Source organism: Limosilactobacillus oris DSM 4864 (assembly GCF_001434465.1).
GTDB classification, from domain to species: Bacteria; Bacillota; Bacilli; order Lactobacillales; family Lactobacillaceae; genus Limosilactobacillus; species Limosilactobacillus oris.
Genome location: NZ_AZGE01000033.1, coordinates 1 through 19,189, shown reverse-complemented (window position 1 = coordinate 19,189; position 19,189 = coordinate 1). Strand labels below are relative to the sequence as shown.

Below are 19,189 nucleotides of genomic sequence, written 5' to 3'. Positions count from 1 at the left end.
CCATCAGTACTTAAAATTGTAGAACCGATAATATCAAGACACGCAAAAGGAAGGCTGGGAATGAACCCAGTCTTCCTTTTGTTTTAAAAATGCCCCGCACAGTAGCTGGCTGGTAGTTCTGCCACCACCTTTTTGTATAGGTGTAATTTTTCCGTGAAAGGGGTTACAATAAGGATAGAAATAGAAGTGGAGGCGATATTATGATGCGCGAATGGTACTTCTTATTCTCCTTTATTGCATTAATCTTTGTTGTGTTTGGACTATGTGTTGTATAAATTTTGCATGATGGCCGCAATATCGGCTGGTGAAAAAAGACACCCTCCAAGGCTTACTACAAGCAAGCCTTGGAGGGCGTTTAGTTATCCGGCGCGTGTCGGGGTTTATGCTAAATTGATCCTAGATAGTTACGCATCCCCGCGTACTTCCGGCTCAGCACGATTACCAAGATGGTTGCGAGAAGAGCGTAGATGGAACCGACGTAGCCCAGCCGGGTCAGCCCGGTAAATTGGACGGCCTGCGAGGCAGTGAAGGAGCCGAGAGAGATGCCAATGTTGGCAAAAATGGAATTGAGTGAGGACGCCAGGTCCAGTGACTGCGGGTACTCTTTTTCCGCAATGTCTAAAAACATCAGCTGGGTGGACGACCCGTAGCAGGAGAAGGCCACACAGAGCAGGGCGACAATCAGGATGGCGAACCACTTAAAGCTGAGCAGGGGACCAAATGCGAGGTAGAGGACCGTCATGATGGCGTAAATGATCGGCAGGCGGTGGATACCCCCGCGGTCAGCCAGGAAGCCCCCAAACTTGTTCCCAATGATAAAGAAGATTCCCATCCCGAACAGGAGCCAGTTGAGCCAGGTGTTGTCAAAGCCCATCCCGGTGGTGATCAGCGGCCGGATGTAGGTATAAATGGTGTAGTCGGCCGCACAAATCGCCACGATAAAGAGGACGCCCAACAGGACACGGTAGTCCTTAAACAAGACGAACTGCTTTTTCAAGCCGCTCTTGACCTGCGGGGTGTCGCGGGGAACCAGCCAAAAGAGGAAGAAAAAGGCGATGACGGTAATGATTGTGACCATCCAGAAACTATCATGCCAGGAAAAGGTGGTACTGATGATGGTCCCAATCGGAATCCCGATGACGGAGGCAATACTAAAGCCGGCGAATACCCAGGAAACAAGGCTGGCCCGCTTGTTGTGTGGCGCGACGAAACTAGCCATGACCAGGACCAGGGAAATGATCGCCCCGGCAACCGTCGCCGTCAAGATCCGGGAGAGGAGCAGGGAAACAAAGTTGGTGGCTAACGCGGTCCAGGTGTTGCCGACCAGGAAAATAACCATTAGCCAGAGGAGGACGTGGTGCCGGCGCCAGCGGTTGGCTAGCGAGGTAATCACAGGGGTGAAGGCCGCGTAGACAAAGGCAAAGACGGTGACCAACAGGCCGAGGGTAGAGAGTGAATCGTGGTATTCATGGGCGATATCGGGTAGGACACCGACGATCATGTATTCATTACAGCCGAGCATAAAGGCAATAAAAACGAACAGAATTGCTTGTAAACGGTACTTCATAGTAGTCCTCCTTAGTTTGAATTTTTCCATAACCAAATCATTATACGTAAAAAGCCAACTGGTAATCAAGAATAAAATTCCAGTTGGCTTTAATTAATTTAGTAGGCCATGGCTTCCTCCCGGGTCATCCAAAAATGAATCCCGGTTGTGGAATCGCACCAGCGGTCTTCATTAAAGTTATCAACGGTCACCCACTGTCCCTGCCGGTAGACAAAGTTTTCATCCACCAGGGACCAGGCTTCTGTATACTCCTCGTCTTGGGCAAAGTTAGTGATCTTGAGGACTTTCGCCTTGTTACACCGGCATGAGGACAGGGTTGCGGACGTTCGTTTGGCGTCGGCTGGACGCTAACTTGGACTCGGTTAGTGCTTCCATTGTTTCTCCCTACTTTACCAGGTAGATCTGCTCATCAATGAGGTCAAAGGAGTGCAGGTACTGGTTAACCCGTTGCAGAGCCTCGTCTTGGCTGAGCTGGGCCTCCTGCCAGAACTTCTTCGAGTCCGTGGCCCCGTCCCGTTCACCGATGACTAGGAAGTGGACCGTCGGGTAAGTTTGGCGGAGCAGCTGGAGGACTTCCCAGTCGGTTTCCTGCTTATCGGGAGCCCAGGACATAATGACGAAGTCCACCTGGTTACCGTACTTCTTAATGGCAGAGAGGGCGTCAAGGCGTTCAATCTGGGTGACCGGGTGCCTGCCGGTTTCGTTTTCAGTCACCCAGTCTTGGCTGTCGGTCGTGTAGATTTTTTGCTGAGGGTTATTGTTCCGCAGGCCCTTGGAAATGTAGCCGTTTCCGGCCATGATCTCTAAGACCGGCCGGCCGGCGAGGTAGTCGGAAAGGGCCTTGGCAAAGGGGGCATTGACGTAGGACCACATTCCATACGTGTCTTCCAGGTGGTCACGGAAGTTGCGCAACGCCCGGTCAAGTTTCGACAAGGCGTCATTATACCGGTTCCACAGTGCATCGCCCCGCGGGTCGCCCTGGGGGTACTGCTCGTTGACCCGCTGGAAAATCGTGTCTTGGATGTTATCGGGCAAGAGCAAGCTCGGCAGCGGCTGGGGCAACAGCCCGTTTTTCAACAGCCGGTCGCTTTCCAAGGCGTTATTGATCAGGTACTTGATTGCGGGAAAATCATCAAATAACTCACGGTAGCCCTCCAGTTCTTGGATGTAGGGGACGGTCTTCGCTGCCTGCTGGACCTTTTTAACGCGTTTTTTTAGTTGTTTCAGTTTCTTGGGATTCATCTTATCTCACTACTTTAACTTTAGATTAAGCTGTTCCTGCTTGCCATAGAACTTATCAGTATCCCGCCGGTTGTGCTTGCCCTTTAGGTAGCCGTCAATTAGCTGGAAAATTTCGTAGCGGTCTTCACTGGAGAGGACGGTCTGGTTAAAGGACAGGTTTTTACTGGAGAAAAACAGCTTGCCGAGGTCAAAGTCGTCCCGGTCGGTTTTCCCAGTTAAATAGTCGAGGCTGACATCGAAAAATTCAGCCAGTTTACGGGCTTCAACGTATGATGGCGTTCGAATTCCACGCTCCCAGTTACCGATTTGGGAGGCGGTGTTTGGCTTTTCGTTGGGCCCGAGATTTTGGTTGAGGTGGTTGGCCAGTTCTTTTAAGGTAATTTTTTGGCCCTTGCGCAGTGCCCGGAGTCTTTCAGGAAACATCTTCTCACTCCTTTTTAGTGTCAACTTCTATTTTACCATTGGAAATGGTATTTACTAGGGATGAATGTTATCAAGTAACGGAATGTGTGCTAAAATATGTCCGTTAATCAAAATTACGACATGGGGTTAATTAATTTGAAAACAAAAGTTTCTAAACGCCGTCACCATCTCTGGCGGTGGCTAATCAGTATTATTATCTTGTTGGCACTGGCGCTGTTTGCGGCTGGGAGTTACTTCTTCAATGTGGCAATGGTACCGAGCCACAAGTCTTTCATCAATAACTCTGCTCGCATTAGCAAGAGCGACCCGTTGTATTCACAGAAGATGTGGTTTAAGCGGGCACCTAAACAGCAGTGGACGATGAAGTCAGCCAGTGGTGATTACCGGTTGGTAGCTGACTACTTACCAGCTGCCCGCCCGACTACTAAGAACGTAATTATCCTCCACGGCTTTATGGGCCGGAAGGAAAAGATGGGGGAGTACGCGACAATGTTTCACCAGCTGGGCTACAATGTCCTGATGCCGGATGCACGGGCCCACGGGAAGAGCCAGGGAAAGTACATCGGCTACGGCTGGCCAGAGCGGTACGATGTCCGCAAGTGGACGGATCAAATCATTACGAAGAACGGCCGAAATAGTCAAATCGTCATCTTCGGCGTCAGTATGGGCGGGGCCACGACAATGATGACCAGCGGGATCCCGCTCCCGCACCAGGTCAAGGCCTTCGTCGAGGACTGCGGCTACACCAGTTTGAACGACGAACTTAACTATGAGGCGGGGAACCTGTATAATATTCCCCAGGCAATCCGTGCGCCATTGATTGGGAGCCTGAGCATGATTAACCGGGTCAAAAATGGTTTCTACGTGCGGCAGGCCAGTTCAACGGCGATGCTGAAGCATAACCACCGCCCAATGATGTTTATTCACGGCGGCAACGATAATTTCGTCCCGACACGGATGGTTTACCGTAATTATGCGGCTACGAAGGGTCCCCGCGAATTATGGGTGGTCAAGGGTGCTAAACACGCGGCTTCATACGAAAAGGAGCCAGTGCGCTACCCGCAACGGATTGCTCGCTTTTTAAATCATTATGTAAAGTGAGTGAGGAAAAATGATACTGCTAATTGTCCTAATGATGTTAATTGCGATCGAACATCTGGGAATCATGGTCATGGAAATTTGGGGTCGCCCCGAACAGCAGGCCCGCGCGTTTGACCTGCCGGTAGAGTATACCCGCCAGCGGCCAGCCCGGATTTCCTTTGCCAACCAGGGAATTTACAACGGGATGCTGGGAATCCTCATCATTACTAGCTACTGGCTGGTTCACGGGATTACCCTCATTACTGTTTGGCAAATGTTGCTGGTCTTTATCATGGTGGTAGCCCTCTTCGGCGGCTTTACGGCTACCCGGAAGATCTGGCTGTTCCAGCTGCTTCCAGCAGTTTTGGCGTTTCTCTTAACACTATAAATAAAATGGGGTCCTAACCGTTGACAGGAGTTTGTCAGTGGTTAGGACCCCTTTTACTTGGAATACATAATTAGTCTAGTGATTGGACGTAGACCAGTTCATCGGTGGAAATTTGTTCGTTGAGGGCGTTAGCGAGCTCCTGGGAAAGGTTGCCAGCAGCCAGCTGTTCCTGCACGTAGCTATGCTCGAGCTGGAAAGCCTCAATGAACAGGCTGGTTGCAACGTCGGTATCAATGGATACTTCATGGTTGAAGAACCGTTTCTTTTGGAGGTAAATGTGGTTGACCATCGCGACTTCGTTAACGTTTTTCGGGTTAGAAATCGAATGGAGGTATTTTTCAACGTTTCGGTAAACCAGTTTTTGGATTTCCATGATGACCTGGTGCTCGCTTGCGGTAATTAGCTGGTGACCGGTGTCACTGTTAAGCAGGCCCTTGCTCTTCAAGTGCTTTTTCAACCGGCGCCGGCGGGCATACCGCCACTTGATTCGGTGCCAAAGGATTACCCATGATTCGCGGAAACTATGACGACTGCTGCGGAAAACCGAGCGGGCAACGAAGCTGGCGTAGAACTCTGCCTGTTTTTCGGTAATGGTGCCATCATCGGTCAGCTGGTCCAGGGTTGCCAGTTCAACCTGGTGGGCTTTCTTGACCAGCTGTTCAAAGAGTTCCCGGTTGAAGTCGTGAAATTGCCTGGTTTGGCTGGCGAGCTGGTCGGCAACAAAAGTTTGTTCCCGGCGGTGGTCGTCATGGTTATGAAGAGCATTGATTGCGTGGTGGACGGTCTTGTTGAACGCCTGCTGAAACTCTTCCTTGGTATAGTCCCGCGACTTGGGCGGCAGCAGGAGGGGGTAGGCCACGGCACCCACGATAATGCTAATCAGGATGACAAACGCCGCAATCAGGATCATCGAATTACGGAAGGCAAAGGTATGGTGGTTGATCATCACTGGCAGGGAGAAAGCCAAAGCAAGGGTAATGGTTCCATGAATTCCACCGATTGCCATCAAGAAGCTATCGCGGTTTAGATCTTCCTTCGCCGAGTGGATGTTGACAAGGCGAAAGCGGGTCCACAAGAAGCGGAGCAGGGTCATGATGACATAGAGCGCCAGGGCAATCCATAGCAGGTTCAACAGGTTGCGTGGGGCTGTCCGGCGGAGAACCTGGGGGAGCATTACCCCCAGGAGAACGAACACGACCCCGTTTAAGGCGTCACTAATGATGGTCCAGATGGTCGTAGTCGCCATTTGAACCTTAGTCGAGGTGAGGCGCAGGCGGTCGTAAAGAATGCTGTGGACGATTCCAGCCGAAACGACAGCGAGGATACCAGAGAGGTGCAGTTCCTCAGCCAGCCAGTAGACGACAATGGGGGTCATGACGTTGATTGGGATGACGATGGAGCCGATATCGACGTGGTTGCTCATCAACCGTTGCCGCAGGCTGATTACTAAGTTCCCCATAATTGCCCCAAAAATGATGCCGCCAAAAAAGACGTAGGAAAAGATCCACAGGCTGTGACCCAACGAGAATTCGCCTGACTGGTAGGCAGCCAGGGAAAGGTCAAGGAGGACGATTCCCGAAGCGTCGTTGAAGAGTGATTCGTATTCGAGGGCCCCGTTAACGTTTTCCGGCACCGTCATGTTGGAGGTGATAGACTTAACCGCCACCGCGTCGGTAGGGGTAATGATTGATGCCAACATGAAGGCAAGGGCAAACGGAAAGACGGTTGGTAGCGCCAGGTGCAGGATGGCACCCGAAATAAGGACGGTTACCAGCGCGAGGACGACCGAAATTGACAGGATTGACTTGTAGTTACTGGTCAAATAACGGAACGACTGGTTTTGACCATCATTGAACATCAGGGGTGCAATCACGACCATCATGAAGAGTTCGGGATGCATCGTGAAGTCAGTGGCAGTGGTTGGCAGTGATGCCAGCAGGACCCCCGCGATGATTTGGTAGATGGATAGCGGAAGTTTGGGATAGATCAAGTGGATGACGTTAGCGACAACCACGGTCGTAAATAGCAGGATAATTCCTAAAAGCAGGCCCATAAGATTAACATTCTCCCCTTTGTATAGTTAAAACGGCCTCACCATTCGGGCAGGACGAATACTGAGGCCGTACAAATATTAGACAAAGCATGAAAACAGATCATTGTCCATGGCTAGTCACGCCCTAGCAGCATTTTAACCCCCATCGCAACGTTGTAGATAAATAGGAGGAGGGCGATCAAGAGCGCGAAGGTCAGTAGAATTCCCAGGAGCGCGCCCGCATGGAAGGTATAGTCGCGCAGCGCGTTAATACTAGCGACGAGCGCGACAAAGATCAGGTAGAGCAGCGGGAAAATTTGGCTCCAAAAGGCCTTCCGGGCGTTGCTGGTTACCGAGGGATCGTCGCTGGCGCGGGCAATGATCCAGACGATTAAGGGAAAGATAACCGGCAAGAAGAAAATGCTGAAGTAGGAAAGTGCGTTGACGATTCGCGTGGCGATACTGTTGTTATTCATAATCTGTCCTTCCTTTTTTCTATATTATGACTGATAAATTAAGGAAGCGCAATTATTACTATTTGGATAATCAATAAAATCAGGAGCATGGTTAGCCAGTCACGTTTATCCACCTCAATCACCTGAGCAGCAGAACGGGGAGCGCCCTCCTTGAAACCATGGGTTTCCATTGCCTGGGCTAACTGGTCGGACCAGGCAATGGCGGAAAGGATCGCTTTGAAGTAAAGGGTTGGTGACCACCAGTGCAGGGTCACGCCCCGCATTTGGCCGGCCACCCGGATGGTAATCACGTTTTGCTTAATTCGCGGAATAAGGTTGAGCGCTGCCAGGAAGCCATAGGCAAACTTGCTGGGGAGGTGGCAGTTCTGTTCTAGTGAACGAATCAGGCTGAGTTTATTGGTGGTGAGGGTCACGGCGGCACCAACACTCACGTAGCAGTAGAGCCGGCTGACAAGTACCCAGGCAAAGAAGAGGTCGCGTTCGGGGGAGAAGTAGCCGATGGTCATAAACAGCGCTGCCGCTGGAATCAGGGTAATCAGCAGTAGTCGGCACAGCTTCTTCCAGGCCACCCGCTTAATTATAAGGTAGGTTAGCGCGGCGGCGATGATGATGAGGTTGCCCCCCAGGTGGTTGGTGAAAGTTATTTCCAGGGAAATAACCAGGGCGAGAATTAATTTGAAACTAGGATTCATGGTAGTCCTCCTCATACCGAAGCTGGTGCCCGCTCAAGTGCAAGTGGAAGTCGATTAGCTGGTCGATGGCGGCCAACTGGTGGCTGATGATCAACATGGTTTGCGGCTTAGCTGCCTGGGCAGTTTTAATTAGTTGGTAGACGTTTTGGAGGGACTGCCGGTCGAGCCCCGCAAATGGTTCGTCGAGCAGGAGGACTGGCTGGCCCATCATCAGCATTAACAAGAGCTGGAGCTTTTTGCGCTGCCCGCCACTAAGGGAGTAGACTACCCGCTCGTCCAGCCCCGTGAGTCCTAACAGTTCTAGAGCGGCGGGAAGGCTAGTTTGAAAATAGGGGTGGCGGCCATTGCGTTTGCTGAGGGCTAGTTCTTCGGCAACGGTAACGTTAATAAACTGGTCGTCGGCGTGCTGGAAGACGAGTCCCAGGTCCGCCCGGTAACGCCGGTTTTTGATTTGCTGGATGTCGTGTCCGGCGAAGTCAATCTGGCCCTGATAGGGAATCAGCTTGGCGAGGGCTTGGAAAAAGGTCGATTTGCCACTGCCGTTTGCGCCGGTGACCAAGGTGATTTTATCTCGAAATAGCGCGAGCTGGGGAAGACTTAACAACTGGCGCTCGCCCCGCTTAATTCGAACAGCTGTCAGCTGAAAGACAGTTGGTGCGCTAGCAGCTGGTCGGGCAGCCCGCAGGGGCTGTTTGGCGCGTTCGTCAGCCGCGGCTAACAACTGGGCGCTGGTAGCGGCTGATTGGCGGGCGACCGTCCCCGCCTGGAACTGATAGACTAGGGGATGCAGCTTTTGGTAGCCGTGACAGTCATGGTCGGCAATTAAGATCGTGATGCCCTGGTTCACTACCAGCTGTTGCAGCTGACCGATCAGGAAGTGCCGGCTTTCTTCGTCAATACTGGCGAATGGTTCGTCGAGCAGGAGCACCTTCGCCTGCCGGGCAATTGTGACGGCTAGGGCGACTCGTTGCTGCTGGCCGCCGGACAGGGTGGTCAGCTGGCGGTCTGCTAAGTCAGTGATTTTACAAAAGTGCAGGGCCGCTGTTACTCTGGCGGCAATTTGCTCGTGGGGGACCCGTTCGTTTTCGAGAACAAATTCTAACTCGTGCCGGGGCGTATCCAGTGCAAACTGCATCAGGGGGTCTTGAAAGAGCATTCCGATGGTTGGTTTCCCGGCTGGAAAATTAATTCGTCCGTTAGTGAGGTGGCCGCCATACTTAGGCAGCAAACCGGCAATCAAGCGGAGAAGGGTTGACTTTCCGCAACCGGACGGCCCGGTCAGTAAGGCCACGCTGCCGGCAGGGAAACTCGTGGTGAGCGCTTTAAGGACCTCATGGTGGTCATAAGCAAATGAGAGTTGCTGAACGTCAATGATATCGTTAGCCATGGCTAGCTCCGGATAACGTGGGCCCGCGTCAACAGGTTTACGATCAACTTGACGAGGATCCCAGAAAAGACCAGCATGGAGAGAAAGCGTGCGACCAGCATGATGACTAGCATACTAGGAGCAAAGTGGCTATAACCGTTCCGGAACCAATCCCAGGCAAAGGTGATGATGGTGGTCGTGACACTCGTTAAGATAACGGTGAGCCAGTTGTAAACCTTATAGAGGGTTAACGTGAACCCTAATTCCGTCCCAATCCCCTGAACTGCTCCGGAAATCAAGTTAGAAGCCCCCCATTGGTCACCGAGGAACATTTCCACAGCAGCCCCGAGAAATTCACCGAGGAAGGAAGAACCAGGGATACGGAGTAAGAAACCAGCGAGCGGCCCGGCCATGCACCAAATTCCCATTGTAAGGTCATTGGCGATTGGCCCGTAGCCTACCGGTGTTAAGAGAACGGTCAAACCGTTGTAGACAAAAGCCGCAGCATAGTAAATTACTCCAAAGATAATTGCAATTAGGGCTAGCAAAATAATGTCGCGTAAGTGGAAAGTACGTTTGTGCATTGTAAGACACTCCTTAGAAAAAATTAAGATTAAGGCGGTCTTTAGGCAAAATAAAACCCCGGGACACAGTTATCCCCGGGGTATCATTAACTCAACTATGAATTGATCTTACCGATTCTTCCTCCGCTGGTGTTAACCAGGTCAGGTTCAATGGGTATTATCTCAGCCAGATGGCACCCCAGACATCGTATTAATCTCGCCATAATTATACTGGAAAAGCAAAGTAAATTCAAATTAGTGGGGCCGTCCAGCCGGTGAACGTTGTACAATAAAGCTGTTTAATTTTCTTATGGAGGAAGATAATGTCTGGAATCACCTTTTTTATCACCTTGGTTATTGTTGGCGTGTTGGCAGGAATCGTCAGTGCAGCAGCGGGGTTAGCGTCTTTGATTTCTTATCCCGCCCTGCTGATGATGGGACTGCCGCCCGTGATGGCTAACGTTACAAGCGCCTGGTCGACGGTCGGGAGTGCTTATAGTTCGATTGCGGCCTCGACTAAGGAGCTACGGCATGATAAGCGGCAGATGTGGCTGATTGTCCCGTTGGTTTTCGTTGGGGCCGTATTGGGAGCAATCCTGCTGTTTACATTACCCGGGAAATTTTTTCAGGAATTAGTGCCATTTTGTATCGGGATCGCGGGGCTGATTTTAATCTTCCCGCACCGGCCACGACAGGCACAGGAAGCCATGGCGGCTAACAGTCACTCGCTTGGCCGCCACCCGCTCTACACCGCTTTGACCGCGCTCGGGATCTTCCTGGTAGGGGTCTACGCCGGTTACTTTAATGCAGGAGCGGGGATCATGATGCTGACCCTGCTCGCCGTTGTCAACCGGCAGAAAACCTTTGCCGTCAACAATGCCCTGAAGAACGTTGCGATGACGGTTACCAACACAATCGCGGTCATTATCTTTGCCTTTGAAACGACGATCGAATGGAACTTTGTAATCCCGCTGTTTATTGGCAATATCGTGGGCGGTATCTTAGGGCCGATTATCGTCCGGCGGGTGCCAAGCCGGTTAATGCAAATCATTGTGGGCTGTGGAGCACTGGTCCTCGCCATCTCCCTGTTGGTTCGGAATTTATTGTAAATAAAATGCGCTGCGACGTGCTTCTTGTTGGAAGCAGCCGCAGCGCATTCGGTTTAAATTAGTGTTGCTTAAACAAAGTGGTTAAGTGGTCCATGAAGGCCTTTAGGTAACGTTCCTTATCAACGTTAACGGCAACCTTCACGTTCGGGTTAGGGTCATTCAACTTAGCGTTGTCACCGATAGTCCGACCGTAGAATGGACTGTCCGGGTCGTATTCACAACGCATGAAGAGGCTGATGGTCTTAACGAAGGATGGGTCAATCCCAACACCGACAGCTAATGGATCATGCAGGGCACAACCAGTCTTGTCAATATCTAAGTTGTAGTAAGCGTCGATGTAGAAGTCGGTGATGTCAGCGTAGGCTTTTCCAGCAGCAGTGCCGAGGTCACGCCATTGCTGAGTTTCCTTCTTCGTCAAGAGGGTCCGCAGGGTGACATCCAGGCCAACCATCGTCAGTGGCAGGTTTGACTTGAAGACCTCGTCAGCAGCCTTGGCATCCTGGTTGATGTTGGCTTCAGCGGCTGGAGTGACGTTCCCATCAACGGTCAAGGCACCGCCCATGAAGGTCACGTTGCCAATCAAATCAGCGATTGCCGGGTCCTTCTTTAGGGCAGCAGCCAGGTTAGTCATTGGGCCGGTTGGGATGATGATTAGGTCCTTACCGTACTTGTGAGCGGCGTCGATGTAGAAATCAACCCCAGATTCTGATTCCACGGCGCGTTGGGGTGCTGGTAATTCAACGTCGCCAATTCCGTTATCACCGTGGATGTCCTTGGAAACCTGCATAACATCGAAGTGGTCAGAGGTGCTAGAGTGTGGTAAGCCCTTGTAAACTGGAATGTCGGTGTGACCAAGCAGTTCCAGCAGCTTCAAGCTGTTTTCCGCACAGATGTCTAACAGGTTGTTACCGTATGAACTAACGATCCCAATCAGGTCAACTTCTGGATCGGCCAGCGCGTAGGCGATTGCCAATGCGTCATCGACACCAGTATCCAGATCCAGGATCATTTTACGTTTTGCCATAGTTTGTCCCTCCAAGATTTTAACTAAAAATTTTATCTACCACTCTATCTTAAATTACCGGCAGGGTAAAAACAATGTTGGTGATAGCGCTTTTATAAAAATTTTAACATTGTCATATCAACACGTCAAACCTTTTACCAAAGCTCGATTTGAATTTTCTTGCACCATACTTAGCCGTTAATAAGGGTGAGCTTGTTTAAATATGCGCAAAGTGGTGCGCTGGAGGAGTGATGATATAATGAAGGCAGCTTAAAACGAAAGGATTACAACATGGCAGAAGAAAAGTATGATGTAACGATAATCGGTGGTGGCCCGGCAGGCATGTTTGCCGCTTTTTATTGCGGCCTGCACGAGTTAAAAACACAGCTGGTTGAGAGCTTGCCACAGCTTGGCGGGCAGGTAGCGGCCCTGTATCCAGAAAAGCAGGTTTGGGACGTTGCAGGAATGCCAGGAGTTAGTGGTCAGGAGTTAGTAGACCGGCTAGAACAGCAGATGGCCGTGGCCCCGGTTGACCGGTACCTGAACGAGACGGTCGAGGATGTCATCAAGGAAGCTGACGGAACGTTTGTTATCAAGTCGGCCAACCGTATTTCCCGTTCGCGGGCAGTCGTAATTGCATTAGGAAATGGTGCTTTTACGCCCCGGAAACTGAGCTTGGATGGGGCAGATGAGGCTGAAGGACACCAGCTGCACTACTTTGTAAACCACGTGGCGGATTATGAAGGCCAACGGGTCGCTGTGCTTGGCGGCGGGGACTCGGCAATTGATATTGCGCTGATGCTGGAACCAGTTGCTAAGGAAGTCAGCATCGTTCACCGGCGGGATGAGTTTCGCGGGTTGGAGCATACGGTCAACCAGTTGCAGCAGTCCCGGGTCAACCTGGTGACCCCCTACCTGCCGAAGGAAATCCGGGTTGAAGCTGACCAAACGGTTACTTTGGGCCTGAAGAAGCGGCGCAGTGACGAAGAGAAGCAGCTTAACGTGGATCAGCTGATCGTCAATTACGGGTTTACATCGAATAATGCGGCCCTCAATGAATGGTCGTTGGGCCTAGCGAGTGACCATCACCTGATTAAGGTTGATTCAACGATGAAGACTAACATTGATGGGGTGTACGCAATTGGGGATGGAGTAACCTATCCGGGAAAGGTAGCGTTGATTGCCGCCGCCTTTGGTGAAGCGCCAACAGCGGTTACAGCCTTGGCAAAGGCACTCTACCCTGATAAAAAAATGGCGATGCACAGTTCTTCCATGGGAATCGGCAAGTAAATACTCAGCTCGCGGCCCCTCCGCCAATTGCGGAGCAGGCCGTTTTTTGTTGATTTTGGGGACGGGTAATTGTAATCGGCTGGCAGCATTAATATAATGGGAGTGTTTTAACAGTCAGCAAGGCGATGATGGGGAGAATGGTAATGAAAATTAAAAGGGTTTTGCGATTGGTAATGGTACTACCGCTGGTGTTGGCTGAACTAACAACCGGCGCCCTGGCGAGTGAACGGGTTAACGCACGGGCAGCGGTGATGATCGATGCATCGACTGGGCAGGTGTTGTACGAGTAGAATGCTAATCAGAAGCTGCCGGTAGCGTCAATCAGCAAACTGCTGACGGTGGCGGTAGTCCATGATGAACTCAAGCAGCGGATCATTACTGCCAATACAAGGGTCAATGTGTCTGCTGACGTGGCGGCGATTGCCAGCGATCCGGCCTATTCTGCTATCGGTGTTCAGGAGGGACAATCCTATACCGTTCGGGAGCTGTTGAATGCTGCAATGGTAAAGTCTGCTGATGGAGCAACGCTGGCACTAGCCGAGGCAGACGGTAGTAACCTGGAGGAATTTAACCTCAAGATGGATCAGAAGGCCAAGGAAATCGGTCTTAAAAATTATACGATTGTGAATCCCGTGGGGTTAACAAATGGTGACCTGAAGGGATTGAAGCTGGAGCAGTACGCAAACAACGCAGAAAATGCGATGACGGCAAATGATGTTGCCCTTTTGGCTCGCTACTTGGTTCAAACCTACCCAGACCTGCTCCAAGTAACGGCGCAAAAAGATGCTGATTTTTATATTGCTAAGGATAAAACCGTGAAGGCTGATAACCTGAATAAAATGCTGCCGGGGGAGCAGTATGCGGTTCCGGGGGTTAAAATTGATGGCCTGAAGACCGGGACTTCTGCTGCCGCTGGCCCATCGTTTGTTAGCACTGGCGTGTACCGGGGCCACCGGGTGATCACGGTGGTTCTCCACGCAAATGGTGATGGTGGTGATGCCCGTTTTGCTGCTACCCGGCAACTCTACAACCAGCTCAAAGGAATGAAGACGGAGCAAATTACACTGCCCCGCTGGCTGCACCGGCAGTGGGTCGCTAACGGTACACAACGGTCAGTTGCCATCAGGCCCCAGCAGGTCAGTGTCTGGGGTGACAAGGACATCAAGAATTACAGTTTGGCGGTAAGGCTAAACCGTCACGGACAAAACGGGAAGGTCCTTGCCCCAGTGCGTGCCGACGAAAAGATTGGCGAGCTGGAAGTTGCTAGTCATGGGGTGAAAACGATTGATAATGAACCGCTGACGTACAGTCTTTACAGCAGTGAGCAGGTTCCCCTTGGCAATTTCTGGCAGCGATTGTGGCATTAGGGTGAAAACTTTCCGAAATGGTGGCAACTGCTATTTGATGAATGATAAAATAAGTCAGCTATTCTTTTTAGTGAGGTGAAGTTGGGGTGGCAATGAAAGTAAATTACAAGCAACTAACTAAAGCAGGACTGGTGGCGGTCTTATATGGGCTGTTATCTGCGATTGCTGTTAATGATTTTTTAAACGTGGTCAATTCGTATTCGACTGGTTTGCTGGGATTATCGCAGCTGATTCATGCAGTGCTTCCTAACTTCAGTATGAGTCTGTTAATGACAATTCTAAACGTCCCGTTATTTATTTTTGCTTGGCGGGTATTTGGTTTTCGGTACATTCTTTTTTCAGGACTCGCTGTTTTATCAAACATCATCTTCTTAGGGATTATTCCCACAATGGTGCTGGTAAAGGATCCGTTAACGAACACGATTATTGGGTCTGCATTAATCGGGTTAAGTATTGGCTGGTGTTTTAATAACGGTTTTACCACTGGTGGAATGGATATTGTCGCAACCTACTGCCAGCGGCGGTTTCATAAAAACGTTGGCTTCTTTGCTAACTTGATTAATGGATTAATTATTGTTTTGACATTAATATTCTTTGGACCCGGTCGGATTGTATACACCCTGATTGGGATGCTAGTTGTCAACGCTTTGATGGACTATGCCTTTGCCTCACAGACGGATGTGATGGTGATAATCTTTACTAAGCGGGCTGACAAACTGATCCAGCAGTTACGGCGGTTTACTCATGGGGCCACTATTCTTAATGGTCAGGGAGCATATACAGGCAAGCCGACCGATGTAATTATGGTGGTGACACCGCGTGGACAATTAGCATTTTTACGGGAGCTAATTAAGAGCGAAGACCCTGATGCCTTTATGAGCATTCAAAAATCGGATGTTGAATCTGGCAAGTATACTCATTACTCACTATGATGGGGTTAACTTAAAGCAAACNCGAAACCAATAGGCTAACTGCGTGTCGTAACCACAGGGCTAGCGTCTAACGCCGCGAAGCAAGGCTATTTGCCTACGAACGCTAGCCGGCCCGTGCCGTGCCAACTATCGTTCTAGGTTAGCCATACGCCCTGTCGAGAAGGTTATTTCCCACTCACATTTTTAAAGATAGTAATGTAAATAGCGCAGTAGCTGCCTGGCAGCTACTGCGCTATTACTAATAAATCACTTATTATTTGCGTCCGGATTGGTAATCTTAATTCGGTTAGAATCGGTTGAAGAGTGGTTCTGTTCTGGAGCATCAGTACTGTAATCATTGACCGTTGACCGATCATGGTGCTGACTGAAGATACTGGTTGACTTATTCCCCTTTTTCTTCTCAATCCGCTGGGCACGCTTTAAGCCGTTGGAATAGTTGTAGTCCGCTGGGTTAACAGCCTTAAATCCCTTGGGGTGGTAGAAGCGAAGCAGGTTCTTCTCGTTTAGTGAATCGGAAAGACTTAGTTCCAGGTTGACTAGCTCCCGTGCCCGTTCCAGCTGCTTTTGCTGTTTCTTGGTCAGCTTAGCTTCCTTTCCAGTACGGTTGTTATAAATCTTCCCGTTAATGCTGGTGAAATGCGGGGTTACAAAGTCCCGGTTCCGGAAAGCCACGGTTTGACTATGCTCCTTTGAGAAGAGGTCCGTCCCAAACTGGATGTAGCGTTTGGAACTGATTCCCAGCAGGTGGAGCAGAGTTGGCAAAACGTCAACTTCGCCGCCATAGGTATGGGAAATGTAACCATGGCCGCCGGAATTAGGAATGACAAACATCAGCGGGACCCGCTGGAGCTGTGCGTTATCGAAGTCTGTCCAATTATCGGCATTCTTACCGAGGACGCTGGCTAGCGAAGGATTCTCACTATTAGAAATTCCGTAGTGGTCCCCGTAAATCATAATAATCGAGTGGTCATAAACACCGGTTTTCTTCAAGTAATTGAAAAATTCGGCGAGCGACTGGTCAAGGTAGTGCGCCGTCACAAAGTAGTTATCAACGTTGGAATCGCCCGTATTAGTTGTCTGGAAGTTCGGATCCTTATCTTCGTCGTCCAGGTCATACGGGAAGTGGTTAGTAACGGTAATAAACTTGGCGTAGAATGGCTGCTGCAGATTTTGCAGGTACTTGACCGAGTCCTTGAAGAGCAGTTTGTCTTTCAGCCCATAACCGGTGGCCTTATCGCCTGAGGTGTCATAGTAACTAGCATCAAAGAAGTACTGGTAACCAAGATTCTTATAAACGTTATTCCGGTTCCAAAAACTAGCGACGTTCCCATGGAAGACTGCACTGGTGTAACCAGCCCGCTGGTTCAAAATTGCCGGGGCGGCTTGGAAGGTGTTGTCACTACCAAGGGTTGCAAACAGTGAACCCTGTGGCAGTCCGAAGGTTGACGTCTCCAGCATATTTTCCGCGTCGCTGGTCTTTCCCTGACCAACCTGGTGGAAAAAGTTGTCAAAGGCGTAGGTATCCTTACTATGGTACAAGGAATTCAAAAATGGTGTAACTTCCTGGTCATTGATCTTTTTGTCAACCAAGAACTGCTGGAAGCTCTCCAGGTGGATAATGATTACGTTCCGTCCCTTAGCGATTCCATACATCTGGGGATCCGGCTTGGCGTAGTGCTTATCGGTGAACTTCTTGACTTTATCTAGCTCTGACTTAGTGGCACTCTGGCGCATTTCATGAATATGTTGGGACTTAACCAGGTCGTAGCCAGTAAAGGTGTCGATTCCCAGGTACTTGACGATGTAATTACGGTCGAAGGTCCGGCCTAACAGCTGGGGGCGGTCCATTTCCGCCAAGGACAGGTTGACTCCAAAGAGAACCAGCGACATGGACGTGAAGGCGAAGGCTAACCGGGTCCCAATGGCACGGCGGTCAAAGTGAATGACCCGGAGCAGCATCAGGACGAGAATCGCCACGATGTCGAGCCAGTAGAAGACGTCGTGGAAGTTCGTCAGGGCCAGGGAACTGCCACTCAGACCCTGGTTGACCTTGGAGTAACCGGTCATCGTGGCAATCGTCATGAAATCGGTGAATTCCCGGTAGTAAATGACGTTGAGATAAAGTAGGAGGGTATTGGCAATGTCAAGCCCCATAATGACGGGGTAGAAAAAGCGTGCCCGTTTAAAATAAAATGCAATACTATAGATTAACGCCGTCGTGGCCAGTGGGTTAAAGATCAGAATGATGTACTGAAAAATATTGCTGGCCCCGAGGTTGAAATCAGTAAAGTAAGCAAACAGGGTTTTAAACCAAAAAAGGACGACTAGCAGGGTAAAGAACCCAATCCTAGTGTCCACGAATTTGCTTAATTTTTTCATTAAGAATGTTCCTCACAATCGATTGGGTAGTAACTAATTTTAGTAAATCAGAACTATTTTATCACAGATTGTGTTGAACCAATTATTGAGTGGCAATCATTGCTAAATCTTAATTGTTTGTTGCCGCTACTGGTGCCGGTCCGGTCAGCCAGTCGTAATGGAACAGCCGTTTCAGCTGCCGGTTGACGGGGATCCAAATTCCTGCTCGCCAAATATCCTTTAGTGAAGCAAGCATTGTTTGATCCTGCCGGTATTTTCTGGAGAGGGGAATGCGCAGGGTTTGACCATCTTCGGTCACTACTTTCACCGTTTTGCCAGTAACGGCAACAATTCTGGCAGCCACTATTTCAGGTTGGCTAGTATCTTTTAGTGTCATATTCATTCCTTCCTTCTATGCCACTTAGTTTACGGACAAAATGTGAACAAACTGTGTTTAAAGCTCTAAGTCCGCCCTAAGTTCGCTATTATTTCGCCCTTGAAAGCGGTACAATAGTTGCAACACAAGACATGGAGGCATTACTATGACAAAGCTAAACCTATACCTGGTTCGTCACGGGCAGACTTACTTTAATATCTATAATAAGCTGCAAGGGTGGAGCAATTCGCCGTTAACTGCTCAGGGCAGGGATAACGCCCGCCAGGCTGGTGAGCGCTTGCGAGATGTCCACTTTGCGGGCGCCTTTTGCAGTGACACCACCCGGGCGATGGAAACTATTCAGACGATTCTGGATATGAATGAAGCGGATTCGGTTAAGCAGCCGGTCACCGCACCGTACTTCCGGGAAGAATTCTACGGCTCTTACGAAGGTACCAACATGGACTTAGCCTGGTATAATGCCGGTGCTCCCCACGGGCTCACGAACTTTCACGACATTGTTACTGAACATTCGATTGGCACAGCCAAGGACTGGCTCAAAGATGCCGATCCCTTCCACGATGCCGAAAACAACCAGGAATACTGGGAACGGGTCGATAAGGGGATCGCGCTGATTAAAAACGCCGGCTTGCCGGACGATAGCAACGTCCTCTGGGTGAGCCACGGCAACACCCTTCTTAGCCTAGTAGAACGCTTTGGCGGCGGCAAGTATGATGTGACCGTTCGCCCAGCTAACGGTAGTTTGACCCGCCTCCTGTTGACCGATGATGATATTCAAGTGGTTGCTTACAATAAATAGCACAATGCGGCATGACTTTTAGCCATCAAAGGTGAGAAATTTAGGATAATTTCCGCCACTCGCTACCCTAAGAACCAGAGAGTGAGAAAAAACGTCCCAAATCGG

The 19,189-nt window shown here is 50.2% G+C and carries 19 protein-coding genes, 1 pseudogene and 1 riboswitch; of the genes and pseudogenes, 8 read left to right on the top strand and 12 right to left on the bottom strand.

The window, feature by feature from the left end; translation table 11 throughout:
* Positions 1 to 385 precede the first annotated feature (385 nt).
* From FC49_RS08610 to FC49_RS08600, 4 genes are all read right to left on the bottom strand, one after another.
* Positions 386 to 1,567, bottom strand: a complete 1,182-nt coding sequence (locus tag FC49_RS08610) for an MFS transporter (RefSeq protein WP_056984784.1) — start codon at positions 1,565 to 1,567, stop codon at positions 386 to 388.
* A 98-nt stretch (positions 1,568 to 1,665) separates the two neighbouring features.
* Positions 1,666 to 1,881 (bottom strand): DUF5758 domain-containing protein, encoded by a 216-nt coding sequence (locus FC49_RS10215; RefSeq protein ID WP_235804897.1) that lies wholly within the window; start codon positions 1,879 to 1,881, stop codon positions 1,666 to 1,668.
* Positions 1,882 to 1,951: 70 nt separating this feature from the next.
* Positions 1,952 to 2,809, bottom strand: coding sequence for a hypothetical protein (locus FC49_RS08605; protein ID WP_003712451.1), 858 nt, complete (start codon positions 2,807 to 2,809; stop codon positions 1,952 to 1,954).
* Positions 2,810 to 2,818: 9 nt separating this feature from the next.
* The gene (locus tag FC49_RS08600; RefSeq protein ID WP_003712436.1) at positions 2,819 to 3,232 is read right to left on the bottom strand and encodes a helix-turn-helix domain-containing protein; all 414 of its coding nucleotides are present in this window, start codon (positions 3,230 to 3,232) and stop codon (positions 2,819 to 2,821) included.
* A gap of 120 nt (positions 3,233 to 3,352) precedes the next feature.
* Between FC49_RS08600 and FC49_RS08595 the strand changes: the two genes are divergently transcribed.
* On the top strand, positions 3,353 to 4,333 hold the full coding sequence (locus FC49_RS08595; protein WP_191980133.1) for an alpha/beta hydrolase: 981 nt from the start codon (positions 3,353 to 3,355) through the stop codon (positions 4,331 to 4,333).
* 10 nt (positions 4,334 to 4,343) lie between these two features.
* Entirely contained in the window at positions 4,344 to 4,700 is a 357-nt protein-coding gene (locus FC49_RS08590) for a DUF1304 domain-containing protein (RefSeq protein ID WP_056984782.1), read from the top strand.
* Between the two features lie 70 nt (positions 4,701 to 4,770).
* Here FC49_RS08590 and FC49_RS08585 read toward each other — a convergent pair whose 3' ends face one another.
* From FC49_RS08585 to FC49_RS08565, 5 genes are all read right to left on the bottom strand, one after another.
* Positions 4,771 to 6,753 (bottom strand): cation:proton antiporter, encoded by a 1,983-nt coding sequence (locus FC49_RS08585; protein ID WP_003712450.1) that lies wholly within the window; start codon positions 6,751 to 6,753, stop codon positions 4,771 to 4,773.
* 113 nt (positions 6,754 to 6,866) lie between these two features.
* On the bottom strand, positions 6,867 to 7,208 hold the full coding sequence (locus tag FC49_RS08580) for a magnetosome magnetite crystal formation protein family (protein ID WP_056984781.1): 342 nt from the start codon (positions 7,206 to 7,208) through the stop codon (positions 6,867 to 6,869).
* A 38-nt stretch (positions 7,209 to 7,246) separates the two neighbouring features.
* Positions 7,247 to 7,900 (bottom strand): energy-coupling factor transporter transmembrane component T family protein, encoded by a 654-nt coding sequence (locus FC49_RS08575; protein WP_056984780.1) that lies wholly within the window; start codon positions 7,898 to 7,900, stop codon positions 7,247 to 7,249.
* Positions 7,890 to 9,287: an ATP-binding cassette domain-containing protein gene (locus tag FC49_RS08570; protein WP_056984779.1), complete on the bottom strand. Its 1,398-nt coding sequence runs from the start codon at positions 9,285 to 9,287 to the stop codon at positions 7,890 to 7,892. Before FC49_RS08570 ends, FC49_RS08575 begins: the two co-directional genes overlap by 11 nt.
* Positions 9,288 to 9,289: 2 nt before the next feature.
* The gene (locus FC49_RS08565; protein WP_003712448.1) at positions 9,290 to 9,850 is read right to left on the bottom strand and encodes an ECF transporter S component; all 561 of its coding nucleotides are present in this window, start codon (positions 9,848 to 9,850) and stop codon (positions 9,290 to 9,292) included.
* Positions 9,851 to 9,951: 101 nt separating this feature from the next.
* Positions 9,952 to 10,041, bottom strand: a riboswitch (TPP riboswitch).
* Positions 10,042 to 10,152: 111 nt separating this feature from the next.
* On the opposite strand from FC49_RS08565, the gene FC49_RS08560 reads away from it, so the two are divergent.
* Positions 10,153 to 10,938 (top strand): sulfite exporter TauE/SafE family protein, encoded by a 786-nt coding sequence (locus FC49_RS08560; RefSeq protein WP_003712454.1) that lies wholly within the window; start codon positions 10,153 to 10,155, stop codon positions 10,936 to 10,938.
* Between the two features lie 58 nt (positions 10,939 to 10,996).
* On the opposite strand, the gene FC49_RS08555 is transcribed toward FC49_RS08560, so the two are convergent.
* Positions 10,997 to 11,962, bottom strand: a complete 966-nt coding sequence (locus FC49_RS08555) for a nucleoside hydrolase (protein WP_056984778.1) — start codon at positions 11,960 to 11,962, stop codon at positions 10,997 to 10,999.
* 270 nt (positions 11,963 to 12,232) lie between these two features.
* Here FC49_RS08555 and FC49_RS08550 point away from each other — a divergent pair, with 270 nt between their 5' ends.
* The 4 genes and pseudogenes from FC49_RS08550 to FC49_RS08540 all read left to right on the top strand — a co-directional run bounded on the left by FC49_RS08550 (position 12,233) and on the right by FC49_RS08540 (position 15,530).
* Positions 12,233 to 13,231: an NAD(P)/FAD-dependent oxidoreductase gene (locus FC49_RS08550; protein ID WP_003712434.1), complete on the top strand. Its 999-nt coding sequence runs from the start codon at positions 12,233 to 12,235 to the stop codon at positions 13,229 to 13,231.
* Positions 13,232 to 13,374: 143 nt separating this feature from the next.
* On the top strand, positions 13,375 to 13,521 hold the full coding sequence (locus FC49_RS10210) for a hypothetical protein (protein ID WP_235804896.1): 147 nt from the start codon (positions 13,375 to 13,377) through the stop codon (positions 13,519 to 13,521).
* Positions 13,522 to 13,533: 12 nt separating this feature from the next.
* Positions 13,534 to 14,598, top strand: a pseudogene (locus FC49_RS08545) (D-alanyl-D-alanine carboxypeptidase family protein); the annotation flags it as partial.
* Positions 14,599 to 14,684: 86 nt separating this feature from the next.
* A complete protein-coding gene (locus tag FC49_RS08540) occupies positions 14,685 to 15,530 on the top strand; it encodes a YitT family protein (RefSeq protein ID WP_082603574.1) in 846 nt (281 codons plus the stop codon).
* 246 nt (positions 15,531 to 15,776) lie between these two features.
* Here the strand turns inward: FC49_RS08540 and FC49_RS08535 are convergent, their stop codons facing one another.
* Positions 15,777 to 17,909: an LTA synthase family protein gene (locus FC49_RS08535; RefSeq protein WP_056984777.1), complete on the bottom strand. Its 2,133-nt coding sequence runs from the start codon at positions 17,907 to 17,909 to the stop codon at positions 15,777 to 15,779.
* A gap of 109 nt (positions 17,910 to 18,018) precedes the next feature.
* Positions 18,019 to 18,285: a hypothetical protein gene (locus FC49_RS08530; protein WP_003712446.1), complete on the bottom strand. Its 267-nt coding sequence runs from the start codon at positions 18,283 to 18,285 to the stop codon at positions 18,019 to 18,021.
* A gap of 145 nt (positions 18,286 to 18,430) precedes the next feature.
* On the opposite strand from FC49_RS08530, the gene FC49_RS08525 reads away from it, so the two are divergent.
* Positions 18,431 to 19,084, top strand: coding sequence for a histidine phosphatase family protein (locus tag FC49_RS08525; RefSeq protein ID WP_056984776.1), 654 nt, complete (start codon positions 18,431 to 18,433; stop codon positions 19,082 to 19,084).
* Positions 19,085 to 19,189 lie beyond the last annotated feature (105 nt).